General features: G+C 70.2%; 17 protein-coding genes and 1 other RNA gene. 8 read left to right on the forward strand and 10 right to left on the reverse strand.

Translation table 11 applies throughout. From position 1 onward, the window contains the following. Positions 1-5 precede the first annotated feature (5 nt). The gene (locus ACFOWB_RS07525) at positions 6-866 is read right to left on the reverse strand and encodes an SHOCT domain-containing protein (RefSeq protein ID WP_378146554.1); all 861 of its coding nucleotides are present in this window, start codon (positions 864-866) and stop codon (positions 6-8) included. A gap of 65 nt (positions 867-931) precedes the next feature. Between ACFOWB_RS07525 and ACFOWB_RS07530 the strand changes: the two genes are divergently transcribed. Continuing rightward, the gene (locus ACFOWB_RS07530; RefSeq protein WP_378146556.1) at positions 932-1,234 is read left to right on the forward strand and encodes a hypothetical protein; all 303 of its coding nucleotides are present in this window, start codon (positions 932-934) and stop codon (positions 1,232-1,234) included. A 37-nt stretch (positions 1,235-1,271) separates the two neighbouring features. Here ACFOWB_RS07530 and ACFOWB_RS07535 read toward each other — a convergent pair whose 3' ends face one another. Next, complete coding sequence (locus tag ACFOWB_RS07535) at positions 1,272-3,641, reverse strand: ATP-dependent helicase (protein WP_378146559.1); 2,370 nt, start codon at positions 3,639-3,641, stop codon at positions 1,272-1,274. 213 nt (positions 3,642-3,854) lie between these two features. Between ACFOWB_RS07535 and ACFOWB_RS07540 the strand changes: the two genes are divergently transcribed. Next, on the forward strand, positions 3,855-4,250 hold the full coding sequence (locus ACFOWB_RS07540; RefSeq protein WP_261403907.1) for a DUF1236 domain-containing protein: 396 nt from the start codon (positions 3,855-3,857) through the stop codon (positions 4,248-4,250). 80 nt (positions 4,251-4,330) lie between these two features. Here the strand turns inward: ACFOWB_RS07540 and ACFOWB_RS07545 are convergent, their stop codons facing one another. Continuing rightward, complete coding sequence (locus ACFOWB_RS07545; RefSeq protein WP_261403906.1) at positions 4,331-4,807, reverse strand: acyl-CoA thioesterase; 477 nt, start codon at positions 4,805-4,807, stop codon at positions 4,331-4,333. Between the two features lie 54 nt (positions 4,808-4,861). Here ACFOWB_RS07545 and ACFOWB_RS07550 point away from each other — a divergent pair, with 54 nt between their 5' ends. Then, positions 4,862-6,277 carry an FAD-binding oxidoreductase gene (locus ACFOWB_RS07550; protein WP_261403905.1) on the forward strand — a complete coding sequence of 472 codons (1,416 nt, stop codon included), beginning with the start codon at positions 4,862-4,864 and terminating at the stop codon, positions 6,275-6,277. A 103-nt stretch (positions 6,278-6,380) separates the two neighbouring features. Then, positions 6,381-10,052: an AsmA family protein gene (locus tag ACFOWB_RS07555; protein WP_261403904.1), complete on the forward strand. Its 3,672-nt coding sequence runs from the start codon at positions 6,381-6,383 to the stop codon at positions 10,050-10,052. 135 nt (positions 10,053-10,187) lie between these two features. Here ACFOWB_RS07555 and ACFOWB_RS07560 read toward each other — a convergent pair whose 3' ends face one another. The 7 genes from ACFOWB_RS07560 to ssrA all read right to left on the reverse strand — a co-directional run bounded on the left by ACFOWB_RS07560 (position 10,188) and on the right by ssrA (position 15,173). Further along, positions 10,188-10,406 carry a ribbon-helix-helix domain-containing protein gene (locus tag ACFOWB_RS07560; RefSeq protein WP_261405626.1) on the reverse strand — a complete coding sequence of 73 codons (219 nt, stop codon included), beginning with the start codon at positions 10,404-10,406 and terminating at the stop codon, positions 10,188-10,190. Between the two features lie 137 nt (positions 10,407-10,543). Beyond that, complete coding sequence (locus tag ACFOWB_RS07565; protein ID WP_261403903.1) at positions 10,544-10,738, reverse strand: DUF4169 family protein; 195 nt, start codon at positions 10,736-10,738, stop codon at positions 10,544-10,546. Between the two features lie 70 nt (positions 10,739-10,808). Beyond that, on the reverse strand, positions 10,809-12,200 hold the full coding sequence (gene fumC / locus ACFOWB_RS07570) for a class II fumarate hydratase (protein ID WP_378146563.1): 1,392 nt from the start codon (positions 12,198-12,200) through the stop codon (positions 10,809-10,811). A gap of 126 nt (positions 12,201-12,326) precedes the next feature. Continuing rightward, on the reverse strand, positions 12,327-12,854 hold the full coding sequence (locus ACFOWB_RS07575) for an SspB family protein (RefSeq protein ID WP_261403902.1): 528 nt from the start codon (positions 12,852-12,854) through the stop codon (positions 12,327-12,329). Between the two features lie 85 nt (positions 12,855-12,939). Beyond that, complete coding sequence (locus ACFOWB_RS07580; protein WP_261403901.1) at positions 12,940-13,329, reverse strand: thioredoxin family protein; 390 nt, start codon at positions 13,327-13,329, stop codon at positions 12,940-12,942. Between the two features lie 99 nt (positions 13,330-13,428). Further along, on the reverse strand, positions 13,429-14,670 hold the full coding sequence (locus ACFOWB_RS07585) for an MFS transporter (protein ID WP_378146566.1): 1,242 nt from the start codon (positions 14,668-14,670) through the stop codon (positions 13,429-13,431). A gap of 135 nt (positions 14,671-14,805) precedes the next feature. Continuing rightward, positions 14,806-15,173, reverse strand: a transfer-messenger RNA (tmRNA) gene (gene ssrA / locus ACFOWB_RS07590). 97 nt (positions 15,174-15,270) lie between these two features. On the opposite strand from ssrA, the gene ACFOWB_RS07595 reads away from it, so the two are divergent. Genes ACFOWB_RS07595 through ACFOWB_RS07610 form a run of 4 tightly spaced genes read left to right on the forward strand, consistent with a single transcriptional unit; the run spans position 15,271 to position 17,460 of the window. Then, the gene (locus tag ACFOWB_RS07595; RefSeq protein WP_261403899.1) at positions 15,271-16,062 is read left to right on the forward strand and encodes a thymidylate synthase; all 792 of its coding nucleotides are present in this window, start codon (positions 15,271-15,273) and stop codon (positions 16,060-16,062) included. Then, entirely contained in the window at positions 16,059-16,574 is a 516-nt protein-coding gene (locus ACFOWB_RS07600; protein ID WP_261403898.1) for a GNAT family N-acetyltransferase, read from the forward strand. Before ACFOWB_RS07595 ends, ACFOWB_RS07600 begins: the two co-directional genes overlap by 4 nt. Beyond that, positions 16,574-16,945: a hypothetical protein gene (locus ACFOWB_RS07605; RefSeq protein WP_261403897.1), complete on the forward strand. Its 372-nt coding sequence runs from the start codon at positions 16,574-16,576 to the stop codon at positions 16,943-16,945. The genes ACFOWB_RS07600 and ACFOWB_RS07605 overlap by 1 nt, the downstream gene beginning before the upstream one ends. Further along, a complete protein-coding gene (locus tag ACFOWB_RS07610) occupies positions 16,942-17,460 on the forward strand; it encodes a dihydrofolate reductase (protein WP_261403896.1) in 519 nt (172 codons plus the stop codon). The genes ACFOWB_RS07605 and ACFOWB_RS07610 overlap by 4 nt, the downstream gene beginning before the upstream one ends. Positions 17,461-17,509 lie beyond the last annotated feature (49 nt).

The raw sequence follows: 17,509 nt of genomic DNA on the forward strand, positions 1-17,509 counted from the left end.
CGACGTCAGATGCGGGCGAGCAGTTCGGTCTTCTTGGCCGCGAACTCTTCGTCCGTCAGGAGCCCCTCGTCCTTCAGCCGGGCGAGCTTCCGGATCGTGTCGAAGGGATCGCCGCCCTCGATGCGGACGGGCGGCGGCGCGGACGGCTCGGCGGTCGCGCGGGCCGCGTCGGGCGCCGGTTCGCGCGTCGTCGACGCGGCAGCCGCAGTCTCGAGCGACGCTGTCGGGCGGTATGCGGCGCTCTGCTCGATGATCGGCTCCGCCGACGCCGACGCCGACGCCGACGCCGAAGACGGCCGGTCGTCCGGCGCGCGCAGCTCGGCGAAGGCCTCGATCCCGACCGATCCGCGGTCGGTCGAGAAACTCAAGGACGAGCCGCCGCCCTGCTGCTGCGACGCGCCGCCGATGCGATGGTCGCCGGTGTCATAGATCGTCACGCGGCCGTCGCGCTCCACCGCAAGCCGACGCGCCTCGGGGAAGACCGCGTAGCGCCCGCCGTTCTGGGCGCCGGTCGACGAGGCGCGGCCGAGCTCCTCGGGCCACCATTGGCCGAACCCGGCGGACGATTCGCCGGGCGCCGGGCGCCGCGCCACGATCGCGCCGCGCGCCATGGCTTCGGCGAGATCCTCCGCGAGGCCCGCGACGCGGCCCTTGAGGTGATGGTTGAACATGTCGCCGATCATCAGCATGCCGCCGCGCGACCACTGGCCCATGCCGCCCAGATCGGGATGATGGAACTGCGCCATGGAGCCGGCGCTCTGGTTGAGGGCGTCGGCCATCGCGCGGCCGGCCTCGTCCGAAAAGCCGTGCCGGCGCGCGATCTCGCCGATCGCGGTCGATCCCTCGTCCGTCCATTGCGCTTGCATGTTCCATCCTTCCGCTCGAGCAGCCCATATAAGGCCGGGCGGCGTCGAGAAGGAGGGCGTGGGGCATGGCCGAAGCGACAAGGATCGCGGTCGTCTTCGCTTTGCTTGCTTCGGCGGGCGACGCCTCGGCCGCCGAGCGGGAGGCGATCGTCGGTCGGGACGCCTATGCGTGCGCCAGCTGGGCGGCGTGGCGGGAGTACGGGCAGGCGTCGCTCGCTCCGAAAGGCGCGCGCGCGAGCAAGGCTTGCCCCATCCGGATCCGCGTGGGCCGCAAGGTGACGGTCGTGGAGGAGGACGCCGGCGAGGGCGCGTCCGAAATCCGCTACGGGAACAAGACCTGGTTCGTCGACAGCCAGCGGCTGGACTGACGCGGCCCGCGATCGCGGCCCCGCGTTCCGGCGCGCCCTACGCCGCCTTCACGAAGCTGTCGACCACGCGCTTCTGGCCGGCTTTGTCGAAGGCGACGGTGAGCTTGTTGCCGTCGACCTCCACCACCGTGCCGTTGCCGAACTTCTGGTGAAACACCCGCGCGCCCTGCGAAAAGCCCGCGGACTTCGCGGTCGACGCCGCCACGAGCTCGCCCTCGATCGTCATCGGCCCGCGGCTGCGCGCGCCGGGGCCGGCCGAGCCGCGGTCGAAGCCGCGCTCCTGCGCGCGCTTCCAGCCCGGCGTCTCGTAGGTCGAGGTGAAGGCGTCCGCCCGGTCGAAGCGGCTTGCGCCGTAGCTTCCGCCCATATGGCCGCCGCCGAAGGTCGCCGGCGCCTCGACGACGTCGACGGCCGTCTCCGGCAGCTCGTCGAGAAAGCGCGACGGGATCGAGGACTGCCACATGCCGTGGACGCGCCGGTTCGACGCGAACCAGATCTTGGCCCGGCGCTTGGCGCGCGTGACGCCGACATAAGCCAGGCGCCGCTCCTCCTCGAGCCCCGCGCGGCCGTTCTCGTCGAGCGAGCGCTGGTGCGGGAAGAGGCCTTCCTCCCAGCCGGGGAGGAAGACGGTGTCGAACTCCAGCCCCTTGGCGGCATGCAGCGTCATGATGGTGACGGCGTCCTCGCCGCGCGCGCCGTCGACGTCCATGACGAGGGAGACGTGCTCGAGGAAGCCGCGCAGGTTCTCGAACGGCTCCATCGAGCGCACGAGCTCCTTGAGGTTTTCGAGCCGACCCTGGGCTTCGGCCGAGCGGTCCTTGGACCACATGTCGGTGTAGCCGCTCTCCTCGAGGATCTTTTCGGCGAGCTCCACATGGGGCGTGCGGTCGAGCTCTCCGGACCAGCGGTCGAACGACAGCACGAGATCCTTCAGGGCGTTGCGGGCCTTGGCCGGCAGCGCGCCCTCGGCGACCAGCCGGCGCGAGGCTTCGGGAAGCGTCACCTCGTCGGCGCGGGCGCGCTCCACGATCTGCTTCACGCTCGCATCGCCGATGCCGCGCTTGGGCACGTTGACGATGCGCTCGAAGGCGAGCGCGTCGGCCGGGCTCGCCACGACGCGGATATAGGCCATGGCGTCGCGGATCTCGGCGCGCTCGTAGAAGCGCGGGCCGCCGACGACGCGATAGTTCAGGCCCAACGTGATGAAGCGCTCTTCGAACTCGCGCATCTGGAACGAGGCGCGCACGAGGATCGCCATGTCGTCGAGCTTGTGGCCTTTGGTCTGCAGCGCCTCGATCTCGTCGCCGATCTGGCGGGCCTCCTCGCCGGAGTCCCAGGCGCCCGCCACGCTCACTTTCTCGCCGAGCTCGGTCTGGGGGCGAAGCGTCTTGCCGAGCCGGCCCTCGTTTTTCGCGATGAGATGCGAGGCGGCGTTGAGGATGTGGCCGGTGGAGCGGTAGTTGCGCTCGAGCCGCACCACCTTCGCGCCCGGAAAATCCCGGTCGAATTTGAGGATGTTCTCCACTTCGGCGCCGCGCCAGCCATAGATCGACTGGTCGTCGTCGCCGACGCAGGCGAGGTTCTTGGAGCCCTGCGCGAGGAGCCGCAGCCAGAGATACTGCGCGACGTTGGTGTCCTGATACTCGTCGACCAGCATGTAGCGGAAGCGCCGGTGATACTGGCCGAGCACGTCGGCGTTTTCGCGGAAGATGCGGATCGGCTCCAGCAGCAAGTCGCCGAAATCGACCGCGTTCAGCTGTTTGAGGCGTGTCTGGTAGAGCCCGTAGAGCTCCGCGCCGCGGCCGTTGGCGTAGGCCTGCGCCTCGCCGACAGGCACATCCTTCGGCGACAGCGCGCGGTTCTTCCACCCGTCGATCGCAAACGCCAGCTGGCGCGCGGGCCAGCGCTTGTCGTCGATGTTTTCCGCCGCCAGCACCTGCTTCAGCAGGCGGATCTGGTCGTCGGTGTCGAGGATCGTGAAGCTCGGCTGGAGCCCTGCGAGCTCGGCGTGCCGGCGCAGCATCTTGGCGCCGATCGAGTGGAACGTGCCGAGCCACTCCATGCCCTCTGCGGCTCTGCCCAACAGGTCTCCCACCCGCGTGCGCATCTCGCGCGCCGCCTTGTTGGTGAAGGTGACGGCGAGGATCTCGAACGGCCGAGCCTTTCCGAGCGCGAGGATGTGGGCGATCCGCGTGGTCAGCACCCGCGTCTTGCCCGTTCCGGCGCCCGCCAGCACCAGCAGCGGGCCGTCGAGCGTCTCGACGGCTTCGCGCTGCTCCGGGTTCAGCCCCGCGAGATAGTCCGGCGCGTTCGCCGCCCGCATCGTCCCTTGGGCGCGCGCGGCGATGCCGCCCGGACGGAGCGCGGGCGCGGAAGGATCGTCGTAACGGGCGTTCGGGTCGGACAAGGAAAGACGGCTCCGGAATGCAAGGCGAGCAGGCCGCGACTCAGCGCGGCCCGCCGAGAACAAAATGGCGCCCCGGTGGCCCGATGGCGAGCCGCCGGGAGGTCATCGCGAAAGTCGGCGCACAGCTCGCTTTTGGTTACATGTCATTTCACGTGGAACGCTTTCTGTGGGCCGTCCGTTGTTGGGGCGGGCGGAACACAGGAGGACTTCATCATGCGCAATGGCATGATCGCGCTCGTCGCCGCTCTCGGCGTAGCCATTCCCACCGTCGCTTTCGCCGGGGACCGTGAAGCTGGCGGCGCCGCCGCGGGCGCGGCCACCGGAGCCGCCACGGGCGCCGTGGTCGGCGGACCTGTCGGCGCGGCTGTCGGCGCAGGCGTCGGCGGCGTCGTGGGCGCGGCCGCGACCCCGGACAAGCGGGTGCGCACCTACGTGACCGGCGCCGACCGCGCCTCCGTCACCTATGAGGGCGACGTCGTCGTCGGCCGTCGTCTGCCGGAGCGCGTCGAGGTCTACAGCGTGCCGGACAGCGACTACAGCTACACGGTCGTCAACGAGAAGCGGTACATCGTGAACAGCGACCGCGAGATCGTCGAAGTCGTCGAATAAGATTTGACGCATCGTCTGGTCTTCGAAGGCCCCGCGCATCCTCTGCGCGGGGCTTTTTCGTGTCGCGGCTCGCGGCGCCGTCACTTCCGCATCGCGACCCGGCGGCCGAGCCAGTCGAGACCGGCGGCGCCAGGAGCGTCGCGGGCCACCCGCGCCGTCAGCCGCTCGAACACGTCCTCCGGGAAGGGCGCGACCTTCCGCGACGCGACCGAGACCGACATCGTCACGCCTTCGGCGGTCGTGACCGTCTCGCCGTCGGAGCCGCGCACCAGCTCGACCGCCCAATGCGCCCGCTTGGCGTCGGCGGCGACGAAGCGCACCCGGCCGCGGATCTCCTCGCCCATCTTCATTTCGCGCAGGTAGCGCACATGCATCTCGGCCGCGAAGGTCGTCATGCCGCGCGCTTCGACGTAGTCTGGGCCCTTGAGTTCGCCGAAGGCGAGGTCGAGCGCCGTATCCGCCAGCACGAGATGGTAGGCCATGTTGACGTGGCCGTTGTGGTCGAGGAACCGGCTCTCGATCTCGAGCGGGGGCGACAGATAGGGCGCGTCGTTCAAACGGGGTCTCCGGAAGAGAGGCCAGGACGGGACGCCGGAGGTCTTGGCCCAATCATGCACGCCGCCGCAACCTCAGCCGCCGTCCGGGCGCCGGAATCCGACGTCGAGACGGCGATCGCCAGACTGTCGGAGCGCTTCGGGCCCCGGCTTTCGACCGGCGCCGCGATCCGCGAGCAGCACGCGAGCGTCGTCACCTGGATCGCCGCCGAGCCGCCGGACGCCGTCGCGTTTCCCCGCGACACCGAGGAGGTGGCGGAGATCGTGCGGATCTGCGCCGAGCATCGCGCGCCGATCATTCCGTTCGGGGCCGGCTCCTCGCTCGAAGGCCATGTGAACGCGCCGTTCGGCGGCGTCTCGATCTCGACCGCGCAGATGACCGAGATCGTCGCGGTCCATGCGGAAGACCTCGACGCCGTCGTCCAGCCGGGCGTCACCCGCAAAGCGCTAAACGCTCATCTTCGCGACGCCGGGCTGTTCTTCCCGATCGATCCCGGCGCCGACGCCTCGATCGGCGGCATGGCGGCGACCCGCGCCTCCGGCACCAACGCCGTGCGCTACGGCACGATGAAGGATGCGGTGCTTGGCCTCACCGTGGTCACGGCGTCCGGCGAGGTGATGCGGACCGGCGGGCGGGCCAAGAAGTCCTCGGCGGGCTATGATCTCACCCGGCTTTTCGTCGGTTCGGAAGGCACGCTCGGCGTCATCGCCGAGGTGACTCTGCGTCTCCACGGCTCGCCCGAGGCGGTCGCGGGCGGCGTCTGCCCGTTCCCGAATGTCCGCGCGGCCTGCGACGCCGCGATCCTGACGATCCAGACCGGCCTGCCGATCGCCCGAATCGAGCTTCTCGACGCCGCCATGGTCGCGGCCACCAACGCCTACTCCAGGCTTGCCTTGCCGGTCGCGCCGACGCTCTTCGTCGAATTCCACGGAACCGACGCGAGCGTCCACGAACAGTCCGAGCGTTTCGGCGAGATCGCGGCGGATCTTGGCGGCGGGCCGCTCGACTGGACGACGAAGGCCGAGGACAGGACGCGGCTCTGGACCGCCCGCCACGACGCCACTTGGGCGGCGGCGGCGCTGCGCTCCGGCGCCAAGCCCGTGCCGACCGACGTCTGCGTGCCGATCTCGCGGCTCGCCGACTGCGTCGAGGAGACGATCGAGGACATCGCGCGCTCCGGCCTCGTCGCGCCGATCGTCGGCCATGTGGGCGACGGCAATTTTCATGTCCTGCCGCTGGTGAAGCCCGAAGACGCCGGGGAGCGCGCGGCCTGCGCGGCCTTTATCTCGCGGCTCGTCGAGCGGGCGCTGCGCATGGGCGGCACCTCGACGGGCGAACACGGGATCGGGCAGGGCAAGATGGCCTATCTCGAAGCCGAGCACGGCGCCGCCGCCGTCGAGGCGATGCGGGCGCTGAAACGGGCGCTCGATCCATTCAACATCATGAATCCGGGCAAGATAGTCATTCCGTGAGTCCGGCCATCCCGTGTAATCATTTTCCCGTCGCACCCGGCCGCCGACCCGCCGCGGATGCGGCCGTTTCGCGAGCATCGGGTCGAAGCCGGACCAAGGCGCCTTGAACAATACGCTCACCGGGCTCGGGCTCGCTCTGGTGCTCGCGCTGGTCGCGGCGCTGATCGGGCCGTGGTTCGTCAACTGGACCGCCTATCGCGACGATTTCGCGAGACAGGCGAGCGCGCTCGTCGGCGCGCCGGTGACGGTGTCGGGCGCGGTCGACGCGCGGCTGCTGCCGACGCCCTATGTGCGGTTCCGCAACATTCATTCGGGCGCCGGCGCGACGCGGCTTGCGGTCGACGAGGTCGAGATCGAGCTCGCGATCGCCCCGTTGCTGCGCGGCGAGTTCAAGGCCGAGCGGGTGAAGCTCGTGCGGCCGAAGCTCGGCGTGGAGGCGACCGCGGACGGCGCCGTGCGCACCGCGTTCTCGGCGGGCCGCGCGGGCGCGGCGGAGCGGGTCTCGTTCGATCGCGCCGAGATCATCGACGGCGAGATCGCGCTCAAGGCCCCATGGGGCGCGTCGGCTCTGGGGGCGATTTCGGGCTTCGCCGAGGCGGGATCGCTCGCAGGCCCCTACAAGTTCGAAGGCTCGGCCGGCCCGCAGGAGCGCCGGATCGATCTGAGGCTCGCAACCGCCCGCGCGGACGCCTCCGGGGCGCTCCGGGTGAAGCTTTCGGCGAACGAGGCTGGACGACGCACGACCCTCGACGCCGACGGATTGCTGAAGCTCGCGGCGCGGCCAGGCTTCGAGGGGCGGGTCGCGATCACCCGCCCGGCTCGCCGTGACGCCCGCGACGGCGACGAGATCTGGAGCGCGAGCGGATCGACCAAACTCGAGGCCGGACGGCTGACCGTCGAGGCGCTCGATCTCGTCTACGGTCCCGAAGACCGCGCGGTCCGCATCGCCGGATCTGGCGCCGCTTCCCTCGCGAACGGACCGCGCATCGATCTTCGGCTCGAGTCGCGGCAGCTCGATTTTGACCGCTTGCTGGGCGATGGGCGCCCGCGCACGCCCGCGGGCGTTCTCGCCGAGATCGCCTCCCGGCTGCCCGGCGGATTCGCGCCGCCGGTGAACGGGTCTTTCTCGCTCGACGCGAGAGGCGTGGTGCTGGCCGGCGACGTCGTCCGGGACCTGCGGCTTGATCTCGAAGCCCAGAACGGCAAGTGGCGGGTGCGCCGCGGCGGCGCGACGCTGCCGGGCGAGGCGCGGACGGCTCTTTCGGGCGCGCTGGCCTTCGCCGGCGCCGAACCGGGCTTCGTCGGGCAGGCGGAGTTCGAGGCCGCGGACCTTTCTGCGTTCCGTCGATGGCTGGCCGGCGGGCGCGCCGACGGCGCGACGCCCGTGCGGCGCTTCGCCGTGAAAGGCGAGGTTTCGGCGCGGCCGGCCTCGGTGATCGTGGAGAAGGCCGAGATCGCGACCGACGGCGCGCGCTCGACGGGCCGGATCGCCTGGACCGGCGCGACCGAAAACGCCCGCGCGCAGCTTCAGGCGGCGCTCGTCTCCGACCGCCTCGACCTCGACGCGCTCGGCCTCGACCGGATGCTCGGGCAGGCGCTCGGAAACCGCGACATGGACGCCTTCGTCGCGCTCGACGCCAAGACGCTCGTGGTCTGGGGCCTCGCGCTGCGCGACGTCTCGGTCGACGGCTCGCTCGACCGGGACGGTCTCGACCTCAAGCGCTTCGAGGTCCGGGACGCGAGCGGCGCGCGCATGTCGGGGGCAGGGCGGCTCACGCCGGGCGCCGGCGGTCTCGAGGGCAGGCTGGGCTTCAAGGTCGCGGGTCCGTCGCTCACGCCGCTTCTGGCGATCGCGCGGGCGGGCGGGGTCGCGCCCGCAGCGGTCGAGGCGATCGAGACGCGCGCCGGCGCGATCGCGCCGGTCGATCTCCAGATCGATGTCGACGCGCGCGCCGGCGAACGCCGGATGACCGTCGCCGGCTCCGCGGCCGGAGGCCGGATCGACGCCCGGCTGTCCGCGCCCGAACTCTCGTTCGACGCGCCGACCGAGATCGACGTCAAGCTGGCCTCGCCGGACGGGCGACGGCTGGCGGCGCTCGCGGGATTTGGCGTCAGCCCGCTGGCTTCCGCCAAGGGCGGGGACGTGACGGTCCGCCTGTCCGGCGCGCCGGCGCGCGGCATGGCGGGCGAAGCGCGGTTCTCGGCCCTCGGCGCCGTCCTTGCGGCGCGCGGAAACGTGGCGGTCGCGCCGGTGGCCGGGCTTTCGGCGCAGGGCGAGGCGACCTTCGAGACCGGCGACCTCGCCGGTCTGGCCGCCGCCCTTGGCCGCGCGACGCCGCTGTCGGGCCCCGCCGCGACCATGAGGCTCGCGGCAAATGTCGGCCTCAGCGCCGACGGCCTGCGGCTCGACGAACTCAAGGGCGAGATCGGCGGCCGCGCGTTCAGCGGCCGGGCGAGCGCTCCGCTCGACCCGTCGAAACCGATGGAGGGGCGGCTCGCCTTCGAGGAGCTTCCGGTCCAGGCGCTCGCCGCGCTGGCGTTCTCGCCCGAGGCGTTCGGCGCATCCGGCGACGGCTCCGCCTGGCCGAATGCGTCATTCGGTCCCTCGCCCCTGAGCGGCCTTCTCGGCCGCTTCGAGGTGACCGCCGCGCGGATGCCTCTGGCGGGCCGCCAGGTCGCGTCCGACGTCGCGTTCGCGCTCGCGCTGAAGCGCGATGGCCTCGCCATGGAAGGGCTCGCGGCCACGCTCTATTCGGGTCGGCTCTCGGGCGCGGCCGGCGTGACGCGCTCGGAGCCCGAGGCGACGGCGAGCCTTGCTCTCGCGCTGTCGGGCGCAGCCGCCGAGACGCTCTTGGGCTTTGCGCCGGCGGCCTCGCCGCTCCTCGGGACGACGGATCTCAAGATCGAGGCGCAGGGGACCGGGCGGTCGCTGTCCTCGCTCGTCGGCGCGCTCACGGGCGCGGGACAGATCACGCTGTCGGACGGGCTTGTCCGAAGGCTCGACCCGGCGGCGATCGACCGCATCGAGCCGCAGATCGAGGCGGGCCTTGCGCTCGAGGCGCCGAAGGTCGCTGGGGCGCTCGCAAGGGAGTTCGGCGCGGCCGACCTTCGGATGAAGCGCGCCTCGGCGTCCTTCACGATGTCGGGCGGTGTCATGCGGTCGGGCGGCCTCGATGCGGAGGCCGACGGGGTCAGGCTCGGCGGCTCAGCGACGCTCGACCTGCGCCGGCTCGTCTTCGACGCAGATCTTTCGCTTCAGCCGGCCCGCCCGGAGGCGCCGCAGGTCTCCGTCGCCTTCAAGGGGCCGCTGGCGGCGCCGGTCCGCGTCGTCGAGGCGACGTCGTTCACCGGCTGGCTGTCGATCCGCGCGGTCGAGCGCGAGACCAGGCGCATCGAGGCGATGGAGGCGGACGCCCGCGAGCGCGCGCGGCTGGCGCGCGAGCGCCAGGAGGAAGAGCGCAAACGCGCCGAGGCCGAGAAGGCGCGGCTGGAAGCCGAACGCCGCAAGGCCGAGGCCGAAAGGAAGAAGCGCGAAGCCGAAACGCGGGCGCTGATCGAGTCTCTGCCGCGTCCGGCCGGAGCCGCGACGCAGGGCGCGATCGACGTCACGACGCCGCCTGCCGCCGCTCAGAACGCGCCTGTCGTCGCGCCGCCGGCCGGCGTGTTCGCGCCGCAGGGCCAGGCGAGCGCCGCCGAGCGCCACAAGACGCTGCCGGACGCGCCTCTCCCGGCCCCGCAATCCATCCTGCCGCCGGCGGCCGCGACCCCGCGCTGAGGCGCGTCGAATGGCGTTGACGTTCGATGGGGAAGATCAGAAGCGCTGATCTGGTCTGGCCGACGCAAAGCCTCCGGCGTTCCCACGCCAGAGGCGATGGGTCGGATTCCGAAGGCCTCTAAAAGGCCGCGTGGCTCACCGGGACTCCGAGCAGCGGCGGCGATAGTGGTCGAGCACGAAGAGCCGCACGGCTGAAGACAGGTTGCCGCCGCGACGGCTGGCGTCGATCTCGGCGACGAGGCCGCGCAGCGACACCGAGCGCTCGCGCGCGATGTCCTTCAGCGCATGCCAGAACGCGTCCTCGAGGCTGACGCTGGTCTTGTGGCCGGCCACGACCACGGAACGCTTCACGATGTCCGGGTTGAACTCCCGCGGCTCCGCCGCGGATTCCCCCGCGAGGATGCCCTGCACGACGATCCCCTCCGCTTGCCTCGAGCCAAGGGCGTCGACAAGGCCCGACTGGCCCAGGTCGATTGGCTTCGACGGTTCGTTCATTCGCTTCCGTCGCCCCCGGTTTCGCGGCGATGCCCCTCATGTCGACGAACCGATGCGTCGCGTTCGGCCTTTTCGGCCTCCCGCTCCTGCTTGCTTGCCCCGAACCGGGCGCGGTTGGCGGCGGCTTGCGCCTCCGCCTCTTCTCGCGCTCTGGTTTTGCGGGCTCGCCGCAAGTTCACGATTTCGCCCATCGACTTGTTTTATTACACTCGCCTTGAAAGCAAATCGAGCGCCACCGGATTACCGTCTTGCGCAAGGGGTTCAACCGGGGCGGATCATCGACTCCGGGCGAACGATGCGGTCGAAGTCTTCCGCCGACACAAAGCCAAGCTTGACGGCTTCCTCACGCAACGTCGTGCCGTTCTTGTGCGCGGTCTTCGCCACTTTGGTCGCGTTGTCGTAGCCGATCGTCGGGGCGAGCGCCGTGACGAGCATCAGCGAACGGCTCATCAGGTCGGCGATGCGGGTCTCGTCCGCCTCGATTCCCGCCACGCAATTGTCCGCGAAGCTGACCGCCGCGTCACCGAGAATCCTGATCGATTGCAGCATGTTGTAGCCAAGGACGGGCTTGTAGACGTTGAGCTCGAAGTGTCCCTGGCTGCCGGCGAACGAAATCGTCGCGTTGTTGCCGAACACCTGGGCGCACACCATCGTCAGCGCCTCGCACTGCGTCGGGTTCACCTTGCCGGGCATGATCGAGGAGCCGGGCTCGTTCTCGGGCAGCACGAGTTCGCCGAGGCCCGAGCGCGGCCCGGAGCCCAGCAGACGGATGTCGTTGGCGATCTTGAACAGGCCGGCGGCGAGCGCGTTCAGCGCTCCGTGGGCGAACACATAGGCGTCGTGGGCGGCGAGCGCCTCGAACTTGTTCGGCGCGGTGACGAAGGGCAGGCCCGTGATCTCGGCGACCTTCTCAGCGAATTTTTCCGCGAAGCCGACCTTGGCGTTGATGCCGGTGCCGACCGCCGTGCCGCCCTGGGCGAGCGGATAGAGATGCTTCAGCGTCTCGCGGATACGCTCCGCGCCGAGGCGAACCTGCGCGACGTAGCCCGAGAATTCCTGGCCGAGCGTCAGCGGGGTCGCGTCCTGCGTGTGGGTGCGGCCGATCTTGATGATGTGCTCGAACGCGCTCGCCTTGGCCTGGAGCGCGTCCTCGAGATGCTTCAGCTGCGGCAACAGGCGGCGCTCGATCTCCTCGGCCGCCGCGATGTGCATCGCGGTTGGGAAGGTGTCGTTGGACGACTGGCTCATATTGACGTGGTCGTTCGGGTGAACGGGCTTCTTCGAGCCCATCTCGCCGCCGAGCGCCTCGATGGCGCGGTTCGACACCACCTCGTTGGCGTTCATGTTCGACTGGGTGCCGGAGCCGGTTTGCCAGACGACGAGCGGGAAGTGATCGTCGAACTTGCCGTCGATGACCTCCTGGGCGGCGGCCGCGATGGCGTCGGCGAGCTTCCCGTCGATCGAGCCCTGCTCCTTGTTGGCGAGGGCGGCCGAGCGCTTGATGATCCCGAGCGCGCGGATCAGCGGCTTCGGCATCGTCTCGCCGCCGATCTTGAAGTTCTGCAGCGACCGCTGGGTCTGCGCGCCCCAATATTTGTCGGACGGCACCTCGAGCGGACCAAAACTGTCGGTTTCGGTGCGGGTCGCGGTCATCGGCGCTCTCTTCAGCTTGCGTGAAAGGGGCTTTCAGCCGCGCGCGTCGCGGCGCAGGCTCCCTAGCACGCTCCGGACGAGCGCGTCACTCGTCGCCCCCGGCGAACGTCGCCGCGGGGCCGACCGTCACTTCTTGCGGAATTTGTCGAGGCTGACGACTTCCGCGCCGCCGGCCGGCGGATGCGTCGTCTCGGGCTCCGGCTCGGCCGCGATCTCCGCGGCCGGCTCTTCGGCCTCGGCCGCCGGCTCTTCGGCGTCGAGAGCTTCGGCGTCCGGATGGTCGAACTTGAGGCCGAACTGCACCGAGGGGTCGAAGAAGCCGGTGATCGAGCGGAACGGCACCACAAGCTTTTCCGGCACGTTGCCGAACGACAGGCCGACCTCGAAGCCGTCGTCGTCGACCTCGAGGTCCCAGAACTGGTGCTGGAGCACGACCGTCATCTCGGCCGGATAGCGCTCGCGAAGGCGCTGCGACAGGCGCACGTCCGGATCGGTGGTGCGGAACGAGATGTAGAAATGATGCTCGCCCGGCACGCCCTCGCGCGACACCCGCATGAGCACGTCGCGCACGACGCTTCTCAGCGCGTTCTGCGTCAGCAGATCGTACCGGATGAAGTCCTGGGCCGGGGGGGCCGGAGGCGGCGTCGTCGTCATGCCCGCTACATAGGCGGATTCGGAGCGGCGAAAACATCGCGACCGCTCGTCGCGCGGCGGAGATTCTTTGAGCGCGCTTTGGCGGTCACAGCGCTTTCTCCATGAGCTCCTCGATCCAGCCCTCTTCGCGGTCGCCGACGGTGCGCGCGATTTCCTTGCCGCCACGGTAAACGATCAGGGTGCTCTGAAGCCGCGCATTGACGACGCGCAGCGACGCCTTGTCGGAGTCGAAGTCGACCTCGAACTGGCCGAAGTCCTTGAAGCGGGGTTCTGCGCGCAGCCTGGCGAGAATCGGCTTCTGGGCGCGGCAGATCGGGCACCAGGGCGCGGTGACGTGGACCACGAAGGGCCCGCCCGCGGCCAACGCCGCATCGAACGCGGCCTTGTCGAACGGCTTCGGCCCCTCCTGCGCGACGGCGGGGGCGACTGTCGCGATGGCGACCAGACAAGCGATGGCGAGGCGCCGCGTGATCACAAGGCCGGCTCCGGCGTGAGAGGCGTCACAGACACCAATACGCCCGAGAGAGGCGAAACGCTCCACGACGGAAGGCCAATGGCTCCCGGTTGCGACCGTTCAGGCGGCGGCGCGCTCCCGTCGATCGAGCGCGAGCGACGTCAGGAGCAGCGCGAGCCCGCCGAGCGCCAGCAGGAAGCCGACCCAGCCCGGGGCGGTCCAGCCGAAGCCCGCCGCGACCGCAAGGCCGCCGAGCCAGGCCCCGAGCGCGTTCGCGATGTTGAAGGCCGAATGGTTCAGCGTCGCCGCAAGCGTCTGGGCGTCGCCGGCGACGTCCATCAGGCGCGTCTGGAGCGCCGGCCCCATCGCGATGCAGCCGCCGATCAGGAACAGGTTCAGGGCCGCGGCGTACGCGTTGACGGAGGTGAAGACGAAGGCGCCGATCACCAGCGCGCTGTAGATCAGCACGCCCACCATCGTCGCCTTCAGCGCCTTGTCGGCGAGCCGGCCGCCCGCGATGTTCCCGGCGATCATGCCGCAGCCGAGGACGGCGAGCATGACGGGCGCTGCGGAGGCGGGCAGCCGGGTCACCTCGACGAGGGTCGGGACCACGTAGGAATAGACGGCGAAGATGCCGCCGAAGCCGACCGCCGCGACGCCGAGCGTCAGGAGCACCTGCGGCTTCTTCAGCGCGCCGAGCTCGCGCGCGGGGCTCGCGCCGGTCGGGGACACTTCCGGCGTCCAGGCGCGCACGAGCGCGATGGTGAGCGCGGCGAGCGCCGCCACCGAAATGAAGGTCGCGCGCCAGCCGAAGGTCTGGCCGAGCCACGTCGCGGCCGGCACCCCGACCACGTTGGCGATGCTCAGGCCCAGCAGCACGTTGGCGGCCGCCTGGCCGCGGCGCGACGGCTCGACCATTGAGGCCGCGAACAGCATGGCGACGCCGAAATAGGCCCCATGCGGAAGGCCGGCGACGAAACGCGCCGCGACGACCTGCCAATAGCCCTGGCCGAGCGCGCTCGCGACATTGCCGAGAAGGAAGAAGGCCATCAGTCCGATGAGCAACGCCCGCCGCGGCGCCCGCGCGAAGGCGACCGCGAACAGCGGCGCGCCGATCGTCACCCCGAGCGCGTAGGACGAGATCATGTGCCCGGCCTGCGGGATGGTCGAGCCGATGTCGGCCGCGACGTCCGGCAGCACGCCCATGGCCGCGAATTCGCCCGTGCCGATCGCAAGGCCGCCCACAGACAGCGCGAGCTGCCCGAGCGCCGCGCCGTGCGGCGCGACGACGCGGACGAGCTCTTCGCCGCGCTGATGGTCCGGCGCGTCGCAGGGGGGCAGGCAGTCGGCTGCGCTCGTCATGGGTTTTCGCTTTCGTGCCGGACCAGACAAGAGCGCGGAAGCTGGTCCGGACGGCGTCATGCTGCAACGCAGCGTGACGCATGGCGGCCATGCGGCTGGCGGGACGACGGAACGTTCGGAAGAGAGGGGAAGGGAAGTGGAGGTTTCTGTTGCCAGGTACCTCCGAACCCCGCCTGACGAATGCTAACCCATCAGGACTTTAAGCGTGGTCTTTCAAACCGCTCACGCGGCCTGAGCAACCGGAGCATAGTTGTCGTTGGCAACTATAAAAAAGCCCGATAACGGCGGAACAATACCGGGTGAAAGTTCGCCCTTTACGCCCCCGTCGATCCTGTTTCGCCCCCGCCGAAGCCCACGCCAGGCCAAGAGGCCCATGGGCTTCGGTGGAGGCGCCGGGTACTGCCCCCGGGTCCGAAGGGTTTATTGCGGCGGCCGTTTATCACCATAGCCGGGTATCCCCGGCGCTTCGGAATATAGGCGATCGGAGCCGGCGGCGGAAGGGGCGCGGCGATCGCCTGTTGACGGCGCCCCGGTCGATCTGGCTGCCCGGGGGCGGCCGGGAGTAAGGTGCGCCGTTCCTGACTTCCGAGGAGCGCCGCGATGCGTCCCTATCTCGATCTGCTCGCCCATATCCTCGATCACGGCGTCGCCAAGGACGACCGGACCGGCACCGGCACGCTCTCGCTCTTCGGCGCGCAGATGCGCTTCGACCTCACTCAAGGGTTTCCGCTCGTCACCACCAAGCGGCTCCATCTGAAGTCGATCGTCCATGAGCTGATCTGGTTCATCCGCGGCGACACCAATGTCGGCTATCTGCGCGACAACGGCGTCAGCATCTGGGACGAGTGGGCGGACGAGAACGGCGATCTCGGCCCGGTCTACGGCCGCCAGTGGCGCTCCTGGGCGGCGCCCGACGGACGGGTGATCGACCAGCTCGCCGAGGTGCTGGCCGAGATCAAGCGCAACCCGTCCTCGCGCCGCCTCATCGTCTCGGCCTGGAACCCGGCCGACATTCCGGACATGGCGCTCGCGCCCTGCCACTGCCTGTTCCAGTTCCACGTCGCCGACGGGCGGCTCTCCTGCCAGCTCTATCAGCGCTCGGCCGACATTTTTCTCGGCGTGCCGTTCAACATCGCGTCCTACGCGCTGCTGACGCACCTCGTGGCGCGCGACGCGGGGCTCGGGGTCGGCGACTTCGTGCACTCCTTCGGCGACGTGCATCTGTACCTCAACCACGTCGAGCAGGCCCGCGAGCAGCTCTCGCGCGAGCCGCGCCCGCTGCCGAGCCTCAGGCTCTCCGGGCCGCGCTCACTGTTCGACGTGTCGTATGAGGACATCGCCTTCGAGAACTACGACCCGCACCCGGCCATCAAGGCGCCGGTGGCGGTGTGAGCCTCGTCGTCCGGCAGGCGCTCCCCGAGGATGGGGAGCTCATTTGGAGCTTGGTGCGCGAGCTCGCGGACTACGAGAAGCTCGCTCACGAAGCCGTGGCGACGCCTTGGGATTTCGCTTCCGCGCTCGGGGGCCCACATCCGCGCGTGTTCGGCGAGATCGCCGAGATCGACGACGAGCCGGCCGGCTTTTCGCTCTCGTTCTACACCTTCTCGACCTTCGTCGGCCGCCACGGGATCCATCTCGAGGATCTCTACGTCCGGCCGGCCTTCCGCCGCCGCGGCGTGGCGAAGGCGCTGCTCGCCTCGCTGGCGCGGCGTTGCGCGAAAGAGAAGCTCGGACGGCTCGAATGGTCGGTGCTGAAATGGAACGCTCCCGCGATCGCGTTCTATGAGAGCCTTGGAGCCGTAGCGATGGACGGCTGGACGGTGTATCGCACGAGCGGGGACGCGCTCGCGCGACTCGCGGAAGATCGCGCTGGGCGGCGCGACGGGGACGAGGACGTAACGTGATGAAATTTAGGACGATTGCGGCGCTCGCCGTCGCGGGCGCGGCGATGTGGTCGGGGGCGGCCGCCGCGCAGAGCACGCCGCAGGTCTACACCGAGACCGAGCAGGCGCTGCGCGCCAAGCTGAAGTCGGCCTATGCGGGCAAGCCCGCGCGCTTCGGCTTCGAGAACTTCCGCCGCCGCACCGACGGCAAGCAGGAGGCCGTCTGCGGCCAGGCCACCATCTATATCGGCCGCGACAAGCCGAGCCTGGTGCGCTTCGTCTATCGCTACAAGCAGGGCGACGCCGCGATCGAGACGCTCGGCGCCGACGAGACCCGCACCGTGCAGGCGCTGTGGAACCCGCTGTGCCTGCGGGGACGGCCGATCGAGTGAGCGCTCCGATCGTCCTCGTCGCGGCCGTCGCCTCCAACGGCGTCATCGGCCGCGACAACGGCCTGCCGTGGCGGCTGTCGAGCGACCTCAAGCGGTTCAAGGAGGTGACGATCGGGAAGCCCCTGATCGTCGGCCGCAAGAACCATGAGGCGATCGGCCGGCCGCTGCCGGGACGCGAGACCATCGTGCTGACGCGCGACCGGGCCTTCAAGGAGACCGGCGTCCACGTGGCCCATGACCTGGCCGACGCGCTCGGCCTCGCCGAGGCGATCGCCGAGGAGATGGGCGCAAGCGAGATCATCTGCGCGGGCGGCGGCGAGATCTACGAGCTCTTCATGCCCAAGGCCTCGCGCATGCGCCTCACCGAGGTCGAGGCCGAGGTCGACGGCGACGTGTTCTTCCCGAAATACGACCCCGCGCGCTGGCGCGAGACGTTCCGGGAGGAGCATCAGCCAGGCCCGAAAGACGACCACGCCTTCACGTTCCGCGACCTCGTGCGGGTGCGCAGCGAGTGACGCGCTGAAGGCCTCGTGATCGCCGCGCGCGTGAATTGCGGTTGACGGT

Origin of the sequence: Chenggangzhangella methanolivorans (genome assembly GCF_042648545.1) — a bacterium.
In the GTDB taxonomy this organism is placed as follows: Bacteria; Pseudomonadota; Alphaproteobacteria; order Rhizobiales; family Methylopilaceae; genus Methylopila; species Methylopila methanolivorans.